The organism is Pseudoalteromonas sp. SWYJZ19 (assembly GCF_015864375.1).
GTDB lineage: Bacteria > Pseudomonadota > Gammaproteobacteria > Enterobacterales > Alteromonadaceae > Pseudoalteromonas > Pseudoalteromonas arctica.
In genome coordinates this window covers 54,533-73,265 of sequence record NZ_JADYXI010000021.1, presented here as the reverse complement: position 1 = coordinate 73,265, position 18,733 = coordinate 54,533, and the positions used below count along the sequence as shown (strand labels likewise).

Genomic DNA, 18,733 nt, shown 5'->3' with positions numbered 1-18,733 from the left:
CTTGGCTTATAACCATTTTTTTAAGCCTATATGCTAACTCTTCTCTAGTAAGGGTGCTTCTGTCGGATCAAAAATTCGATACGCCACTAGCTTTAAACCATCGTTAATAAAAAACCACACCAAAGCATATGCCCACACAGCAAGTGCCCATCCCCATCCTAGTGGGGTCATAAACACACCATAAACAGCAATAAGTGTTGCTATAACTTGCGTGCCAAATACGGCGACCATTAATATAGCAGACGGTTTAATAGACCAAAATGGACCTCGGGTACGCGCTAAAAATATAGTCAAATGCCCTGCTACAGAAAGTAATAAGTACATTAATGTTTGAAGATGAGGACGGTCGAGTTCAAATACTTTATCTCCTAAGTAAAATAAACCAAAGGCTGCAATTGGCCCTACAATTCCCAGCACAGATGCAATACCTAAAACGAGCCGCATATTCCATGTCTCGGGCTTATTTTGATAATGCACATTGTCGTATGCAATAGACAAAATGGCGGCATCGTTAAGTAAAGCAAGCATTACAATCATGACTGCTGTTAACGGATAAAAGTTAAAAATTAATATCGCCATTGTCATAAAGAGTAGTACGCGCAGTGTTTCAGCAACCCTGTAAATAGCGTAACTGTTCATGCGTTGAAATATTTTTCGGCTTTCTTTAACTGCATCAATAATAACCGACAAGCCATCGGTCATTAACACAATTGATGCTGCTGAACGCGCTGCATCTGTAGCACCCGATACAGCAATGCCACAGTCAGCTTTTTTAAGTGCTGGCGCATCATTTACGCCATCTCCTGTCATGCCAACAATGTGCCCTCTATGCTGAAGCACATCAATAATATGGTATTTATGCTCAGGGAATACTTGTGCGAATCCGTCAGCACTCTCGATAGAATCATCTAACTGTGTGGCTTGATGATACTCAGTTGCACCAAATCCACTAGCATCAAGAATGTTTGTCCCTAAACCCAGTTTACTTGCAGTTTCGCGCGCAATGGCTACTTGGTCGCCCGTGACCATTTTAACACTCATACCCATTTCTTTTGCATCGGCAATGGTTTGTATTGCTTCTTCACGCGGTGGATCAAAAAGTGGCAATACGCCTATAAATTGCCATTTACCTTGCTCGTCTGTTTTAGCAACCGCTAAAGAGCGAAACCCACGTGCTGCAAATTCATCTATTGATGCCTCAACTTGAGTTTTAACTGCCTCAATATTAGCCGACAAAGCTAAAATAACCTGCGGTGCACCTTTGGTCACTTTAAATGTTTTGCCATCATCATTTTTAACGATTGCTTCAGTACGTTTGCTCACAGGATCAAATGGCTGAAAATGCTCTATATGATAAGAATCTAGATGCTGCTCAGCTTTTACACTTTGTAATACTGCTAAGTCAATCGGATCGTTATTTTCTGAGCGAGATGCTAATGCCGCGTACAATATAACTTGCTCAGCAGAGCCTTTATTTATTGAGTTTTCGATATAAAACGGGTCACCCAACGTTAATAGGTTTTGTGTCAATGTGCCGGTTTTATCAGAACAAAGAATATCAACACCCGCTAGCTCTTCAATTGCAGCTAAACGTGTTACAACCACTTGCTTTTTAGCCAATAAACGAGCGCCTACAGCCATAGTAACTGATAGCACTGTTGGCATTGCAACTGGTATTGCAGCAACAGTTAATACGAGTGCAAACTGTAATGTGGTGATCATTGGATCATCGCGAAACAAAGCAACAATAACTATAAGCAGTACTAAAGCCGCAGCAAGCATTATTAAATAATTACCAATTTTAAGCACTGCACGCTGAAAATGACTTGCGGTTCGCTCCCCTTGCACTAACTGTGCTGTTTTACCAAAAAAGGTATTAGCGCCGGTTGCGTATACTATTGCCTCTATTTCACCTTGGCGAATAATAGAGCCCGAATAAACAGTTTCACCCGCCGACTTTACAACCGGTAACGACTCACCCGTAAGTGATGATTGATCTACTTCTACTGAATCACCATCGAGCAAACGCGCATCTGCAGGCACTATATCGCCCATCCGCATTCTAATAACATCACCTGGTACAAGCTCGCTGGCATTTAAATTTTGCCATTGAGTATCGCGGCGAACGCGTGCTTTGTTAGCTAATTTTGCTTTTAATGCGGCAATTGCATTACCCGCTTGATGCTCTTCCCAAAAGCCAACCAATACGTTAGATAGCAATAAAACCAAAATAATAAAAAAATCAGCCCAGTGTTTAGCAAGTGCCGATAAAATAATAGCGGCCTCGATCATCCACGGTATTGGCCCCCAAAAGTAAGATAAAAATTTGAGTAATAAGTTTGTTTTTTCTTCGACTAGTTCGTTAGGCCCGTATTGTACCAATCTTTGTGTTGCGTCAATTTGGCTTAACCCGTCGGGTGATGTTTTTAGTTTTTCTTGAAATTGTGCTAAATCGAGGTTACTCCATTCATCACTATTTTGATTGTTTGTTGATTTATTTGCTGAACGGTTTGGTGATTGATGTACTGATGAGATTTTGACCTTTTTCATGCAAGCCTTCTATACAACATTGAGTTGAATAATTTTTAAAACCGACTAACCGTATAGCCAACATAAACTAAAGCAGTCGATATTGTTCTTAAAAATGTATTAAATTTGATCTAACGCAATATTGAGACTGAAATAAAATGAAAAATTTATTTTAAAAGGATGACTAAGAAATTGGGTTACGAGGAGAATTGCCGAAAGGCTATATACGGGGCCGAAGTAGTAAATAACTTAGCCCCGTGTACTTTTTAGTTACAGCTCTGTCGGCTTATAACGATTAGTTTTGATTACTTTACAGTAAACTTAACGTCTTGGTCACGTAGTAAGTAAAGTGCAAAACACGCTGCCCACATTGGCCACGCTGTAAAGAATAATAAGTTGTTAAAACCGTCTATATACTGATTGTACGAAGAAAGCGTAGATAAGCCGTGCATTACAAAAATGATACCGTAAGTAACGCGCTTTTTAATACCCGCTAAAAATGCCAACACTAAAACAAGTTGAAGAGCACCAATTACATAAGCAACAATATCAGATGAGCCACTAATACCGTAAAAATGTTCAAAAATACGTGCGCTATGACCAGGATTTACGAATTTATCAAACGTCCACATAACCATTACAATAAACACGCCTAAACGCAAAGATAAAAGTGACCATTGTAAACGGTTTTGAACATCAGAATTGATTGAGCCTGTCATAAAACTTCCTTAAATAAATATTAATAAACGCTGAAGTAACCTAGACCGTATAAGTTATTTTTTATTTCAAAAAAATTTAATTATTTTAAATAAAAAAGTAATTAAGCCTTGTAGTAATAAAAGTGAAGCTTATTTTAGGAATTTTAAAATGCTGCGTAAAAGTTAACAATTTTAAAATGTTAGCAGGTGAAAAGTAGTCTATAATTAAAAAAGCCCATTAAAAGCAAATATTTACATTCACTCTAATACAATCGCTCTATTAATATTTTACCAACTAATAAAACAATAGTACTTAATTACCACCTTTATAATGCATCCGTTTTGTTATGTTCTAAAAAACAAAAAGAATCGAAATTTTACTGAAATTTATTTTTAATCCTTTCGGTCTTTATCGCCAACAACATTTTAACCGTAGAGAGAAAACGTTTGAAACACGCATATTTAGCACTTTCCCTAGCCACCATATTAAATACACCACTTAATGCTTTTGCAGCCGAAGAATCAAAAACAACAAAAGATGGCGCAATAGAGCGCATTGAGGTGGCAGGCCAAGTTATTAAATCTCAAGGTCTTTCGGTTAAAAACGCCACTGTAGACGGCCCTTTTGGCGACAACTTAGCCCTACAAGATATAGCCCGTTCAGTAACACCAATTTCAAGCGAGTTAATAGAGCAACTCAATATTACGACTTTACAAGACGTGCTCGCAGTAAGCCCTAATACCTATTCAGCCAGTGGTTTTGGGGCACCCAGTTTACCTACTATTCGTGGGCAATTAGGTGAGCTTTTTCAAGATGGCACACGCCGCCAAGCCGGTAATAACGGCTTTGGTGTGCCCTTATCGTTCAACTCTATAGAACAGATAGACGTGGTAAAAGGCGCGCCGCCGGTATTATTTGGCTCAAGCCAACGCAACGGTGGTTTTGTAAACTTACATTCTAAAAAAGCATCAACTGACGAAAGTAAAGGCAAAGCAACGGTATCTGCAGGTCGATGGGATCAGTACAGTGTTTTAGTGGATTACAGCGCACCGATTGTAAAAGATAAAGTAGGTTTTAGAGTAAGCGCTGAACACATAGATAACGGCAGCTACTACGACTTTTCAGGCACAAAGAGCGACAGCTTATTTGCATCATTACGCGTATTACCCGATGACAAGAGCAGCTGGGATATTAACTTTGAGTTATACCAAGTTGAATTTACCGATAACGCAGGTATTAACCGCCCTACTCAAGCGCTAATAGATAATGGCCTTTATATTACCGGCCAAGGCGTGCAAGCAAATGGCAGCACAGTACCGGCAGCAGGTTCAATAATCTCACCAACTGGGCAAGTAAAAATAGATCGCAGTACAGTGCTCACCGATCCTGATAATCAAAACGAAGCCACTACTTATTTACTACACAGCATTTATAAGCGTGAACTTTCAAACAATGCATCAATAAAAAACATTACGTATTTTCAGCACTTACAACGCGAAGAAATTGCACAAAATAGCTTTGTTGAAATTATAGATGGTGCCGATACCGCGCAAAACCGTACCGAGCTTACCTACCTTTGGAATAGTAATCAGCAAACAATTTTTGCATTTGATGTGCGTTATAACCGCGTATTAGGCTACAGCCAATTTACAACAGAAGCCGATTTACCTATTGATTTAACTGGCCCACTTTCAAACCGCCGCATTCCTTTAACTGATGTACAACAAGCGCGTTTAATTGAAATTAGTCCAGGTGTATTTGTATCCCCTGGTGGTCAATATGATATTAATAATGACGGCAGTGGCGACTTTAACTTATCAGACACTACTGATTCGCGTTCATGGCAAACAGGTTTTGCTATTCAGCAAGATTCTGATTGGACAGATAAGTTTCATACAAGTGTTGGCTACCGCATTGATTTTTATGATGTAGACGCGCACGACCCAATAGCACCAGAGGGTGAAATTGCAGCTCGCGATAGCATTAACGATAAGCTACATTCTGGGCAAATAAGCTTTAACTACCGATTAAACGGTGATTACACCACTTATGGTGCAGCAAGTTACAACGAAGCCACATCAAATAGCATGGCTGGCGGCACGTCTCTTGGTGGCGACAACACGATTAGCGCGCAAAACTTTTCAACCGAAAATACTTTAGTTGAATTTGGTTTAAAATACGCACCAACCGACAGTGATTGGTACGCCGATGGAGCAGTATTCAGCCAACGTCGTAGTTTACGTAATCGCGATGGTAGCAATACCGGCATTCGTACTACCGGCTTTGAAAGCCAAGTATTTTATGATGCTTACCCTTATTGGCTAAGTGCTGGCTACAGCTATATTGATGCTCGCTACGATAATTCTGCAAGTAGCCAAGATTCAGCTCAAGTAGCCGATGCATTTGACAACTCACGTCCAGATATTATTGAAGGTACCAGTGTTGGCGCACCTAGCTTTACCGCTTTTGCACCTTCAAACACCCGTGTACAGGGTATCCCTGAGCAATCGTTCAGCTTTAACGGAAATTATTCAATTAATTCGAAATGGCAAACGGGTTTTTCAGGTCTATATACAAAGAGTTACCCATTAGATTTTTTGGCGACAGTAAAAATTCGTGATCAGTACACACTAAACGTAAATACTAGCTATGCTTTTACGCCTAGTACTAAATTACGTTTAGATGTAAATAACGTCACAAATCAAAAAAACTGGCGCCCAGTATTTGAAGGCGGTTACTTTGGTGCAACTTTAGCTTTTCCTGAGTTACCAATAAACGCAAAGTTAACCCTTACGCATAATTTTTAAAGACTAGGGTCTATTGACCTTTTAAGATTGAATTTGCAGCAGTCTGTTTGGTATTTAAGCAAGGCAGAACCTATGTGGTGTGGTTACTCCCCATAAATAGGCGATAACGTAGAATTAATGCCAAACAGGCGCTGCCCTAAGGGTTCTGCCTAGATGCAATTAACTCTTTGTTGCTCGGTTTTTACTTAGTCCACTAGGTTACAAACCTCGCGCCGCGATTAAATTGCATCTAGTTTGAACAATTTTCAATCCACAAAGATCAACAGACCCTAATTAAGAGAGAGAACATGATTAAAAAAATATTTTTATTATTGATTGCAGCGGCCGCAGTAGGCTTGTTCTTTCACTTTAATTTGCATCAATTGCTCACGCTTGATGGCTTAAAAGGGTCGATGGATCAGTTTAGCGATTACAAAGAGCAATCACCGCTACTCGTTATTGGTGGGTTCTTTTTATTGTATGTAGTGGTAACGGCTCTCTCTTTACCGGGCGCAGCTATTTTAACACTTGCAGCAGGTGCATTGTTTGGTTTAGTTGAAGGCTTATTGGTTGCATCTTTTGCATCAACTATTGGCGCAACACTTGCCTTTTTAGTATCGCGCTACTTACTACGTGACACTATTAAGCAACGCTTTCCTGAGCGCTTAGCTGCAATTGACGCAGGCGTTGAAAAAGAAGGTGGATTTTACTTATTTACTCTTCGTTTAGTACCGGTGTTTCCGTTCTTTTTAATCAACTTACTAATGGGTGTTACCTCAATAAAGTCATGGACTTATTACTGGGTAAGCCAGTTAGGTATGCTAGCAGGTACATTTGTATTTGTTAATGCAGGTACGCAACTGGCCAAAATAGATAGCTTATCTGGAATTTTATCATTCAACTTAATTTTATCATTCGCTTTATTGGGTATATTCCCTTTCATTGCAAAAGGAATCTTAAACGTGTTTAAAAAACGTCGCGTATACAAAAACTACACTAAGCCTAAAAAATTCGACCGTAACATGATTGTTATTGGTGCAGGCGCAGGTGGTTTGGTAACAAGTTATATTGCTGCTGCTGTTAAAGCAAAAGTAACCCTTATTGAAGCGGGCGAAATGGGCGGCGACTGTTTAAACTACGGTTGTGTTCCAAGTAAAGCAGTTATTAAAAGCGCTAAAATTGCAGAGCAAATTCGCCATGGTGAAAACTACGGCTTAGAAAACGCAACACCGCAGTTTTCGTTTAAAAAAGTAATGGCACGTGTACATAAAGTAATTGCAGATGTAGCACCACACGACAGTGTTGAGCGCTACACCGACTTAGGCGTAGATGTTGTAAAAGGTTACGGTAAATTAATAGACCCGTGGACTGTAGAAATTAAGCTTAACGACGGTGGCACGCAAACACTCACCGCTCGCACCATTGTTATTGCCACTGGCGCACGCCCATTTGTACCACCATTACCTGGTATTGAAGAAACAGGCTATGTAACAAGCGATACATTGTGGAATAAATTTGCAGAGCTAGACGAAGCCCCTAAAAAGCTTGTAGTACTAGGCGGCGGTCCAATTGGTAGCGAATTAGCACAAAGCTTTGCACGTTTAGGTTCAAGCGTTACGCAAATTGAAATGGCAGAGCGCATCATGATCAAAGAAGACCTTGAAGTGTCTACTTTTGCTCACGAAGCGTTAACCGAAAGTGGCGTTAATATTTTAACATCGCACCAAGCACTTCGCTGTGAAACGCGCGATGGTAAAAAATTCATTATTGTTAAACATAACGACAAAGAAATAAATATTGAATATGACGAGCTATTATGTGCCGTTGGTCGAAGTGCACGCCTTAAAGGTTACGGCCTTGAAGAGCTAGGCATAGAAACAAACCGTACTGTAGTAACTAATGAATACCTTGAAACGCTATACCCAAATATTTTTGCAGCGGGTGATATAGTGGGCCCGTACCAGTTTACACATGTGGCAGCCCATCAAGGTTGGTACGCAGCGGTAAATGGCTTATTTGGTAACCTTAAAAAGTTTAAAGTAGATTACCGTGTTATTCCATGGACTACGTTTATTGACCCAGAAGTTGCACGTGTTGGCTTAAACGAGCAAGACGCAAAAGACAAAGGCATAGACTTTGAGATTACTCGCTTTGAATTTGAAGAGCTAGACCGTGCAATTACCGACAGCGCTACAAAAGGCTTTATTAAAGTAATTACACCCAAAGGCAAAGACAAAATACTCGGTGTTACTGTGGTGTCTGAACACGCTGGCGATTTGATTGCTGAGTTTGTACTGGCAATGAAACACGGCTTAGGTCTTAATAAAATATTAGGTACTATACACAGCTACCCTACTTGGGCTGAAGGTAACAAATACGCAGCAGGCGAGTGGAAACGCGCTCATGCACCTGAAAAAGTGCTTAACTTGCTTGAAAAATACCATACTTGGCGTCGAGGTTAATTATGTTTAAAACACCTCTAAAGGCATTACTACTTGGCTCGGCTTTAGTTGCAACATCGTTTGCAACGTCATTTACAGCCCAAGCCCAGAACATGCACGATAGCTGGAATACATTGTTAAATAAGCACGTTATCGAAATTAACCAAGGTCACAGTACTGAGGTTGATTACGCTGCTATAAAACGTGAGCATGCACAGCTAAAAACGTATTTAGATTCGTTAACGGCGGTAACGCAAAGCGAATTTGACGCATGGGAAAAGCCTAAGCAACTCGCTTTTTTAATCAATGCTTATAATGCGTGGACTGTTGAGCTTATCGTCTCAAACCTTGCCAGTAAAGAGCACCCTGATCTTAAATCAATTAAAGACTTAGGGAGCTTTTTTAGCTCACCATGGAGTAAAGAGTTTGTGCCATTACTTGGCAAAACTCGCAGCCTTGATGATATAGAACATGGTTTAATACGTGGCAGCGGTAAATACAACGACCCACGCATTCACTTTGCAGTAAATTGCGCGAGTATTGGTTGCCCAGCGCTTCGAGAAGAAGCGTATACAGCCACTGATTTAGAAAGCCAATTGCAAGAGCAAACGGTGCGCTTTTTATCAGATATGACACGTAATATGGCTCAAGAAAATACGCTAAGCGTGTCTTCTATATTTAAGTGGTACGGTGATGACTTTGAAAATGGCTTTAGAGGTGCAAATACGTTACAGCAGTTTTTCTTGCAGTATCCTGACGCTCTTAAACTAATACCCGCTCAGCAAAAAGCACTTAAAAATGATGACATGAAAGTTGAATTTTTAGACTACAACTGGGATTTAAATGTTCGCCATTAAGTTTTGGCAAACACTGACGCGATACAGCTTTTGCTGTGTCGCGTTTTGCGTTTGTACAATCGCAAATTTAGCTGTTTTTTCGAGCACTGCGTTTGCTAATACCGTTATTAACTCAAATAGTAAAAGTAATTTAGTAATAAACACACAACAGGGATCTCGCTGGCAACAAGTTCAAACACTTGGTAGCAATCAAGATGTATACTTTTATGCATGGGGCGGCGACGCGCAAATAAATGCCTATATTCAATGGGCTGCAAAACAAGTTAAAACTAAGTACAACATAAACTTAGTACATGTAAAATTAAGTGACACCAGCGAAGCAGTAAGCCGTGTACTTGCCGAAAAATCAGCAAACAATAACAACCAAGGCAGCGTAGATTTAATGTGGATCAACGGGGCTAACTTTGCCACCATGAGCGAGCACTCTCTTCTTTTAAAAGAATGGGCGAATAAATTACCTAACTTTGCATTAACTGATCCGGCTAACAACCCTGCTGTAACCTTTGATTTTGGACTACCCACCAATGGAATGGAAGCGCCATGGGGGCAAGCGTCACTTACGTTTTATTACGACAGCATTGCAATAAATGGTAATGCAAACAACAAATTGCCGACTACATTAAACGAATTATTAAACTGGAGCGCGCAAAATCCTGGTCGCTTTAGTTACCCAAAGCCGCCTGACTTTTTAGGCATGAGCTTTTTAAAGTACGCCTTAGTTGTACTGCATCAGCAAAGCAGCGAAAACATTAAAGCGCAGCTAAACCAACCAGCTACTACTAAAAACACGGCGCAAGTGTTAACCCCTTTGTGGGAGTTTTTAAATAAACTGCACCCAACACTTTGGCGTGGTGGCACTCATTTTATGCAAAGTGGTGCTCAAATGCGCCGCCTAGTAGACGATACAGAGCTGAGCTTAGCCTTTACTTTTTCTGCACCAGAAGTACCGGCAGCTGTAAAACGCTATGATTTGCCAAACAGCATTCGCAGCTATGCAATGAGTGATGGCAGTTTAAGTAATACCCATTTTGTGGCAATCCCTTACAATGCAACCCACCAGCAAAGTGCGCAATTAGTGGCTAATTTTTTAATGAGCCCAGAGGCGCAAGCTGAAAAACAAAAAGCGCATATATGGGGCGATAAAAGCGTACTTATTCAATCAACGCTAACGCCTGATCAGCAAGCCTTATTTAAAACAGCTAAACCGCATCCAAGTGCACTGCCTTTAAACAGTATTAAACGCACATTGAGCGAACCTCATCCAAGCTGGGTAAACGCCATTATGCAAGGTTGGCAAACCCGTTATGGAGTAAGCCAATGAGCGTTATTTCAAAAAGTGTCCCCGTAAATACCAAAGCAACAACGCAGTGCAGCACCGATATGTTTACGCGCATTGTAAAATTTAGCCCGCGATTTTTACTCGCTTTACTTATACTACCCGTACTTGGTGGCTTAATTAGCGTATTGCTGCCTGCCTTTGGTTATGCGCCCGTACTTGAGCAAACAACGTTTAGCTTGCAAGGTTTTAATGCCCTTTGGCAAACACCTGGCCTTACCCAAATGGTTACCTTAAGCGTTGCAACAGGTTTAATAAGTACTTTGCTTGCATTTATCATTACCTTAATGATTTTAGCTGCGTTTTTTAATAGCCCTTGGCTTAACCGAATTCAGCGTTTATTGAGCCCTATATTAGTTATACCTCATGCCGCCGCAGCTATTGCAGTAGGTTTTTTAATTGCCCCTTCTGGTATGATTTCACGCTTAGCGTCGCCTTGGTTGAGCGGCTGGGAACTTGCGCCAAACGGCATGTTTCCGCATGATTCGTTCGGTATTAGTATAATTTTGGGCTTAACACTCAAAGAGCTGCCTTTTTTACTATTAATGGCACTGGGTGTACTTGCTCAACCTGAGCTTGGCAAAAAGTTACGCCAACAACATAAGGTTGCGCTTAACTTGGGTTATTGCCCAATGACCGCCTTTTTTAAAGTAATACTGCCCAGCCTTTATCCACTGCTGCGTTTACCGCTTTTAGCAGTGCTTGCCTATGCCAGTGCCAGTGTAGAAATGCCACTTATTTTAGGCCCAAATACACCACCTACGTTGGCCGTTGCAATAATGCATTGGTTTAACGATGTTGATTTAAACCTGCGTATTAAAGCCTCAGCGGGCGCTTTATTACAACTGGCTGTTACAGGCGGTTTGTTAGCCCTTTGGCTTGGCGGGGAAAAGGCCGTAAAAGTGCTATTTAGCGACTCTCTCACTAATGGAGTGCGCGAATACGGCGGATTTTATTGGCAAAAAATAACGGTCGTACTCACCGCATTAGTAATTAGCTTTATACTATTGTCGCTTATTGGTTTAGTTATGTGGTCGGTTGCAGGTTTTTGGCGTTTTCCAGATGCAATGCCTGAGCAATTTACACTACTGCATTTTAAAAGTGCGCTAATGCAAATGGGCAGCCCGCTTTTTAATACGCTAGCAATCGGTTTAGTAACCACACTATTTGCCATTATTCTTACTTTACTGTGTTTAGAATCAGAGCAGTTGAATGACAAACCTATTTCTCGTTTTACCAGTTTAATTATTTACTTACCGTTATTAGTACCCAGTATTGCCTTTTTGTTTGGGCTAGTATGGATACAACAATTGGTAAATAACCAAGCCGCATTTTTTAATGTGGTACTTACGCATTTACTGTTTGTGTTGCCTTATGTGTTTTTGTCACTTGCGAGCAGCTATAGGCGCTTAGATCCTCGTTTTGCTCATGTTGCAGCAAGCCTAGGCGCAGCGCCATGCAAGGTGTTTTTTAAAGTAAAACTACCTCAGTTGTTTGCCCCTATTTTAATTGCAGCCGCACTGGGCTTAGCAATTAGTTTTGGACAATACCTCCCCACGCTTTTAGCTGGCGGCGGGCGCATAGCCACAATAACAACCGAAGCTGTTACGCTTGCCAATGGCGCAAGCAGACGCACCAGTGCCGTGTACGCTATTATGCAAATGGCGTTGCCACTTATTGGATTTATACTGGCATGGGGTTTACCTAAATATTTTTTCAAAAGTGCACGTGTTTAAAAGTACGCAAGTTTAAAAGTGCACATATTTAAAGCACCCATGTTTAACACTATCAGGGTTAAGGTTTTTTAATGCAGTCATCGTTACAAATTAAAAATTGTCAGCTTTATCGCCAAAATGAGCTGTTACTTAGCTTAAACGAGCAAGTTAATGGCGGTGAAATTCTGACTATTATGGGCCCATCAGGCAGTGGTAAATCAAGCTTATTAAATTGGCTTACAGGTACTTTACCAAGTAGCTTTAAGGCCAATGGTGAGGTGTGGCTTAATGGTCAAAATATCGATAACACCCCTCCACACTTGCGCCATATTGGAGTGCTTTATCAAGACGCTTTATTGTTTTCTCATTTAACTGTTGCTGGTAACATTGCCTTTGCAATGCCCAAAGGAAATAAAAAACAACGCCTTGAAAAAATAGAACACGCACTTGAGCAAGTAGGTCTTAAAGACATGGGTAATCGTCATCCCGATAACTTATCGGGCGGGCAGCAAGCCCGTGTTGCATTATTACGTATGCTGCTGAGTGAACCTAAAGCCATTTTACTCGACGAACCCTTTAGCAAACTCGACACCCAACTGCGTGTTGATACACGCGAACTCGTGTTTAGCCAAATACGCGATCATAAGCTACCTGCAATTATGGTAACTCACGACCATAGCGACGCCGACGCTGCAAGTGGCAAACTAATTACTTTAAGTAGCGCACTTTAAATACATAGCTTTAAACGCATAAGGCAAAAAACATGCTAGACAAATTTATCACCCCTATAATTAAGCCACTTTTAACACCTGTGGTTATGCTTATGCATAAACGCGGCATAACTGCCGATCAGCTCACTGTGATTGGCTTTTTAGTTGGCTTATTAGCCGTGCCATTACTGGCATTTGAAATGTGGTACGGGGCATTAGTTGCCATTGCTTTAAATCGAATTTTAGATGGACTTGATGGCGCATTAGCACGCTATGCAAACCAAAGTTCAAGCGCGGGTGGCTTTTTAGATATCACACTCGACTTTTTATTTTACGCGGCTATTCCGCTTGGCTTTATTTTGGCAAACCCAGAGCAAAACGCGATAGCGGGATCGTTATTACTTGCCACTTTTATTGGTACGGGCTCAAGCTTTTTAGCTTTTGCGATTGCCGCCGAAAAATTTAAACTCGAAAAACCGCAATTTAAATACAAAAGCTTTTACTACTTAAACGGCTTAACCGAAGGCACTGAAACAATAGCGCTATTTATTGCATTTTGTATTTGGCCGCAGCATTTTGCCATTATGGCGAGTATTTTTGCCGCAGCGTGCGCTATTACTATTTTTACACGTATACATGGCGGATATCATACACTTAAGCAACAAGAAGCCGATGCTAACAAAGCAGCTGAAAACGTGCCTAGCAGTGCAAATTCTGAGGTAATAAATGACTAACGAAATATGGTGGCGCTTAGGTTTCTTTTTTAGCATTTTAGTTATTATGATGCTGCTTGAATCGCGTATGCCTGCGCGTACATCTCCCATTAAAAGGAGCACACGTTGGTTTGCTAATTTTGGATTAGTGTTTGCATCATCAGTTATTGCGCGCTTAGTGGTCCCTATTGGGTTAACTGCCGTGGCACTTTATAATCAAGAACACGGCATAGGCTTATTTAATCAAATCGCCATGCCAAGCGTAATAACTATTGTTTTAAGCATGCTATTACTCGATATACTCATTTACTGGCAACATAGGTTATTTCATAACGTGCCTATTTTATGGCGTTTGCACCGTGTACACCACGCCGATGCACATGTAGATACCAGTACAGGCCTGCGCTTTCATCCTATCGAAATTGTGCTGAGCATACTTATAAAGCTCATTGCAGTTACTGCCTTAGGTGTACCTGCTATTGCAGTATTAATATTTGAAATAGCACTTAATGGTTTAGCATTATTTAACCATGCAAATATACGCCTACCTAATGCCATTGAAAAACCACTGCGTTTAATATTAATGACGCAAATATTGCATCGAATCCACCACAGCCAAGTGGTTAGCGAAACTAACTCTAACTATGGTTTTAGTGTAATTTGGTGGGATAAATTATTTGGCAGCTACAAAGATAAAGCAAAAAAAACCGACGCAGATATAAATATTGGCTTAAAAGAATACCCCAGCCAAAAGCAAAATGCCTCATTGTGGGGCTTATTGATCATGCCTTTTAAAAATAAGTGAGCATAAGCTCACTTAGTTAATATATTACATCAGGTTATTTACTTTTTATATTTTTTATTGCTTTTAAAATGTCGTCTGGGCGCTGAAAAACTGCCATATGATCGCTATTACTTAGAGGTATATATTGCCCACCCGATTGCTCACTAATTTGCTGGCTCCATAGAGAGCCCTCTTGTTGCCATAATACTAAATTATCGACGAAGTCAGGTTCTGCATTTTTAATATCATACGATTCAAAATCAGTATCTATAACGGAGATTGGAGTGGATGTGGCTATATCGGCACTAATAACACGATTTAAATCATCATGATAATTCATAATCTCTCTTGCTCGTGTTACTTGTTTATCAATTTGAGTACGGCTTTGGCTTATTAAATCAAAGTACGGCCAATTCATTTCTGCTTTATGATGTGAAGGGATGAGTGTTTCGGTCGTTGTACGTTCATCAATTAATTTATCTCGAGTCCTTTGCGTCCAATTACCTTCTTCTATATGTGTGATTAAGGTATCACCCGCGTCTCTATACCAATATACGGGCCAATCTTGATACAAGCTAATAGAGTGTGGCAGCAAAACATCGGGGTCAATCCACACCATACCGTTAAGGCTAGTTACAAATTGTGAATCAGGTGAATTTTGCCATAAGTGAGCCAAAATATTTGCACTGGCAAAGCTAACAATAATTAGCTCCTTTTCATTAAGCAGTCCTAACGTTTTATCTAATGCAGGCACAAAAGAAGCATACGATGGTTGCTCAGCAGGGCTACTAAAACCGCTTCCAAAGCGTTCTATGACGTGTACACGATGAGTTTTTGCTATCAATGGCTGCAGTAAAGCAAACCAAGCACTGTCACTATGAAAGTTTTTATTAAAGCCCGATAAAAGAATAATCGCGGGCCCCGAATGTTCAAGGCCCATGCTACGTACATGTACATCGATTTTTTGTTGTTGATCAACGCGATATAATTTTGAGTAGGTATCGAGTTTAGTTTTACTTACTGTATCAAAAAAGCTTATTAATTCTTCAGTGGTGTTAAAACTACTAAATGCCCAACTATGCCCACCGCCTTCAATTGCTACCAATTGGTTGATATAGCTATCATTTTTAAATGTATATTTAGCGATTGCCTGACTTTTTTCTAATTGTACACCCGAATCAATACTGTTTTCTTTGGCTATTATTTCAATAGCAAGCCTACTTGGGATTAATCCAAAATTTGAATGAGTTTTACCTTCAAAGGGTAAAGTCTGATCATTTGTGCCATGTACCATCATGTAGTTGGTGTGATTTACTATCTCGCATCGTTGAGACAGCTGCTCTGACATAGGCGAGGCAACTGATGCTATGGCCGCAAACTTTAAACTACTATTACACATTAAATTTTGTGTAAATAAACCTCCTTGAGAAAACCCGACCGCAAAAAGCTCTCCATCAATAATGTTGTATTTAGCTTTAACATCATCAACAACATTTTCGACAAACACCAAATCATTAATGCCTAATCGATGGGGTTTATTGCAATCACATCCTTCATTCCACTCTTCAACTTTTGATTGTGGGTAAACAACTATATAATTTTCTGATGCAGATTCAAACGCAGCCATACTCTGCATATTTTTAGCGCTCTGCCCAGAACCATGAAAAGCTAATAAAAGCTTATAAGATTTTTTTGTATCAAAGTTATTACGTGGTGTTGCCACATAATAACTTCGATTTTTTAATTTAACTTTAGTTAAACCCTTGGGCTGGGTACTTGTTAAACTCGAATCCTTATTAGTACCATTACAACCGGCCATTAATAATGTGACTGTCATTATTTTCAATAATAAATATAAATAAGTACGCATCTTCTCTACTCTCATTAAATATGAGTTGGTAGCAAATCATATACTTATTTGTTGTTGCCATAGTTGACGCTTATGTTTTTGTTGTATTTATGTTATGTTTTAAAAAGCAATGTAATTTCAATATGATAGAGAACCCTATGGCTGTCCATATTTCTGGTGTTATTTTTGACGAAGAGCAGCGAACATTAAAAAATGACAGTCAAACTAGAAAACTTGAACCAAAAGTATTCAGTTTATTAATTACTTTACTAGCAGCTAATGGGAAAATTGTCACTCGCGACCAACTCATCGTTGAAGTCTGGAATAATCGGGTTGTAGGTGAGGGAGCGATCAATCGAACCGTGTCTTTATTGAGAAACCATTTTTCAGCGTTAACTAATGAAAATATTATTGAAACTGTCCCAACTCAAGGGTATCGGTTAGTTGCTACTGTAACGAACACAGATATTTCTCACGATGAAATGCCTGTTGAGCAAAAGGTTGCTTTTAAAAGCCCATCATTCAAGAAACCTGTGCGCAATATCAAAAAAGCATCAATTATTGCAATTATTATAGCTCTGCTATTAACTACCCTTTTTAGCACACTCTTCAAAGTTGAAAACTTAATCACGCCAAATAAATTATTACTTGTTAGTGCGCCATTGATTGGTTTGCAAGGTAGAGAATATAAGCTCTCGGCCACCCAATCTGGGGGACTCATTTTGTTCCATCACCTTGATGAGGATGACCGTCAATCGGTTTATTTATATGATACAAAAACACATACTCAAAACAGTGTACTAACAAATTCGTTGGCGACGATAAGTGCTGATGGAGAATATATCGTTTATGCCACACACATTGATGAACAATGTTTAATTTCGACTTATCATGTACACACTAAGAAAAAGCAGTTTTTATTTTCATGTGATGAGTTCCCAACCTCACTAGCTTGGGGAGAAAACAATACATTTTACTTCAATAAACGTTTTAGTAAATCTCATCCATATCAAGTATATAGCTATAATATAAACACGAGTAGATTAAGACAAATTACAAATCCAAGTAGTAAAAATAATACTAAGGGCGATTTTGATTTCTCCTACAATAACCATAGTAATCAACTTGCTATTGTTCGTTATATAAGCGAAAACGACTCAAAAATAATTATTAAAAATGAAGAAGAAAAATTAAACGAATACGTAGTTAATCTGCGTGTAAAAAGTCTTGTATGGCATTCTAAAAACAATACTTTAGTTATCGCAAACAACAACACTATTTTCTCTTTAGAAGCCGCGAGTGGTGAATATTATTCGATAAAAAAATTAGATTTTACAATTAACTCTTTAGCTATTATCCCAGCTAAATTGAATGCCTCGCTATTAGTAAGTAGTCTTAATGTCGTAAGCGAAATTGTAAAATATAACACTATTAACAGTAGTCAACATGTGTGGCAGCAAAGTGCGCGCACAGAGCTGCTTCCTCGTATGCGGGCAAACACTCAAACTTTTTTGTCTACGCGTTACAAAAGCCATCACTTTTGGAGAGTTAAAAACGACGAGGCCCAATTAATTGATATCGATTTACCCTTTGATCTACAGTTTGTACGCTACGAACTATCTGATGATGGCAGTCGTATTTTATTTACTAAGCACGGCGATGTTTTTGAACTAGATTTAAATAAAAATGCCTATCAAAAAGTGTTTACTAAAAATCACAATAGCTATGTTGCTAATTACGACGCACAAAATAACATTATTTATAGCACAAACGCTTCTGGACAATGGCAACTGCGGTTGTATCAACGAAGTACCGATACACACAGTCAATTAACTTTAAATGGGGGTTATAGCGGCAGAATCGTAGATCAATACCTCTATTACTCTAAATTTAATGTAGATGGTTTATGGCGTAAAAATTTAACAACAACAAGTGAAGAACTTGTTATTAAAAACTTCAATCGAATCAACTGGCTAAACTGGCAACTTATTGACCACCAATTATACTTTTATCGAGAAGCAACGGGAATTTGGACTTTTAATATCAATACTCAAAAAGAGAATTTGATCATGCCAAAACCTGATGGTTTTGTTCACCAGTATACAGTGGCACCTGATCAGCAACATATATTCTGGGTACGCCTAAAAACCATTCAAGGAGATATTTATCAATATGCCTTTTAATTATCGTTTTTAAATATAGGTTGTGTGTTTTTCAAATATAAAATAATAAAAATGCTTTACTATAAGCTGTTTGGCAATACATATGTAAATAAGTAAACTGCTTACGCTCCTCGTATTTATGTATTTTTCAG

12 protein-coding genes are annotated in these 18,733 nt (G+C 39.4%); 9 read left to right on the top strand and 3 right to left on the bottom strand.

Annotated elements, in window-relative coordinates:
• Nucleotides 1-33: 33 nt before the first annotated feature.
• Nucleotides 34-2,550: a plasma-membrane proton-efflux P-type ATPase gene (locus I6F45_RS17645; protein WP_197161442.1), complete on the bottom strand. Its 2,517-nt coding sequence runs from the start codon at nucleotides 2,548-2,550 to the stop codon at nucleotides 34-36.
• Nucleotides 2,551-2,834: 284 nt separating this feature from the next.
• Nucleotides 2,835-3,248 carry a hypothetical protein gene (locus I6F45_RS17640; RefSeq protein ID WP_165741369.1) on the bottom strand — a complete coding sequence of 138 codons (414 nt, stop codon included), beginning with the start codon at nucleotides 3,246-3,248 and terminating at the stop codon, nucleotides 2,835-2,837.
• Nucleotides 3,249-3,674: 426 nt separating this feature from the next.
• Here I6F45_RS17640 and I6F45_RS17635 point away from each other — a divergent pair, with 426 nt between their 5' ends.
• The 8 genes from I6F45_RS17635 (at nucleotide 3,675) to I6F45_RS17600 (ending at nucleotide 14,591) form a co-directional block, all read left to right on the top strand.
• Complete coding sequence (locus I6F45_RS17635) at nucleotides 3,675-6,035, top strand: TonB-dependent receptor (protein WP_197161440.1); 2,361 nt, start codon at nucleotides 3,675-3,677, stop codon at nucleotides 6,033-6,035.
• Between the two features lie 287 nt (nucleotides 6,036-6,322).
• On the top strand, nucleotides 6,323-8,476 hold the full coding sequence (locus I6F45_RS17630; protein WP_197161437.1) for an FAD-dependent oxidoreductase: 2,154 nt from the start codon (nucleotides 6,323-6,325) through the stop codon (nucleotides 8,474-8,476).
• A gap of 2 nt (nucleotides 8,477-8,478) precedes the next feature.
• Nucleotides 8,479-9,312, top strand: coding sequence for a DUF547 domain-containing protein (locus I6F45_RS17625; RefSeq protein WP_197161434.1), 834 nt, complete (start codon nucleotides 8,479-8,481; stop codon nucleotides 9,310-9,312).
• Complete coding sequence (locus tag I6F45_RS17620; RefSeq protein WP_197161432.1) at nucleotides 9,299-10,633, top strand: ABC transporter substrate-binding protein; 1,335 nt, start codon at nucleotides 9,299-9,301, stop codon at nucleotides 10,631-10,633. The genes I6F45_RS17625 and I6F45_RS17620 overlap by 14 nt, the downstream gene beginning before the upstream one ends.
• Nucleotides 10,630-12,384, top strand: a complete 1,755-nt coding sequence (locus I6F45_RS17615; protein WP_197119642.1) for an ABC transporter permease — start codon at nucleotides 10,630-10,632, stop codon at nucleotides 12,382-12,384. Before I6F45_RS17620 ends, I6F45_RS17615 begins: the two co-directional genes overlap by 4 nt.
• A 71-nt stretch (nucleotides 12,385-12,455) precedes the next feature.
• Nucleotides 12,456-13,094, top strand: a complete 639-nt coding sequence (locus I6F45_RS17610; RefSeq protein ID WP_024592912.1) for an ATP-binding cassette domain-containing protein — start codon at nucleotides 12,456-12,458, stop codon at nucleotides 13,092-13,094.
• A gap of 32 nt (nucleotides 13,095-13,126) precedes the next feature.
• Complete coding sequence (locus I6F45_RS17605; protein WP_197161430.1) at nucleotides 13,127-13,807, top strand: CDP-alcohol phosphatidyltransferase family protein; 681 nt, start codon at nucleotides 13,127-13,129, stop codon at nucleotides 13,805-13,807.
• Nucleotides 13,800-14,591: a sterol desaturase family protein gene (locus I6F45_RS17600; protein WP_197161428.1), complete on the top strand. Its 792-nt coding sequence runs from the start codon at nucleotides 13,800-13,802 to the stop codon at nucleotides 14,589-14,591. The genes I6F45_RS17605 and I6F45_RS17600 overlap by 8 nt, the downstream gene beginning before the upstream one ends.
• Before the next feature lie 34 nt (nucleotides 14,592-14,625).
• Here I6F45_RS17600 and I6F45_RS17595 read toward each other — a convergent pair whose 3' ends face one another.
• On the bottom strand, nucleotides 14,626-16,407 hold the full coding sequence (locus I6F45_RS17595) for an alpha/beta hydrolase (protein WP_197161426.1): 1,782 nt from the start codon (nucleotides 16,405-16,407) through the stop codon (nucleotides 14,626-14,628).
• Nucleotides 16,408-16,577: 170 nt separating this feature from the next.
• Here I6F45_RS17595 and I6F45_RS17590 point away from each other — a divergent pair, with 170 nt between their 5' ends.
• The gene (locus tag I6F45_RS17590; RefSeq protein WP_197161425.1) at nucleotides 16,578-18,602 is read left to right on the top strand and encodes a winged helix-turn-helix domain-containing protein; all 2,025 of its coding nucleotides are present in this window, start codon (nucleotides 16,578-16,580) and stop codon (nucleotides 18,600-18,602) included.
• Nucleotides 18,603-18,733 lie beyond the last annotated feature (131 nt).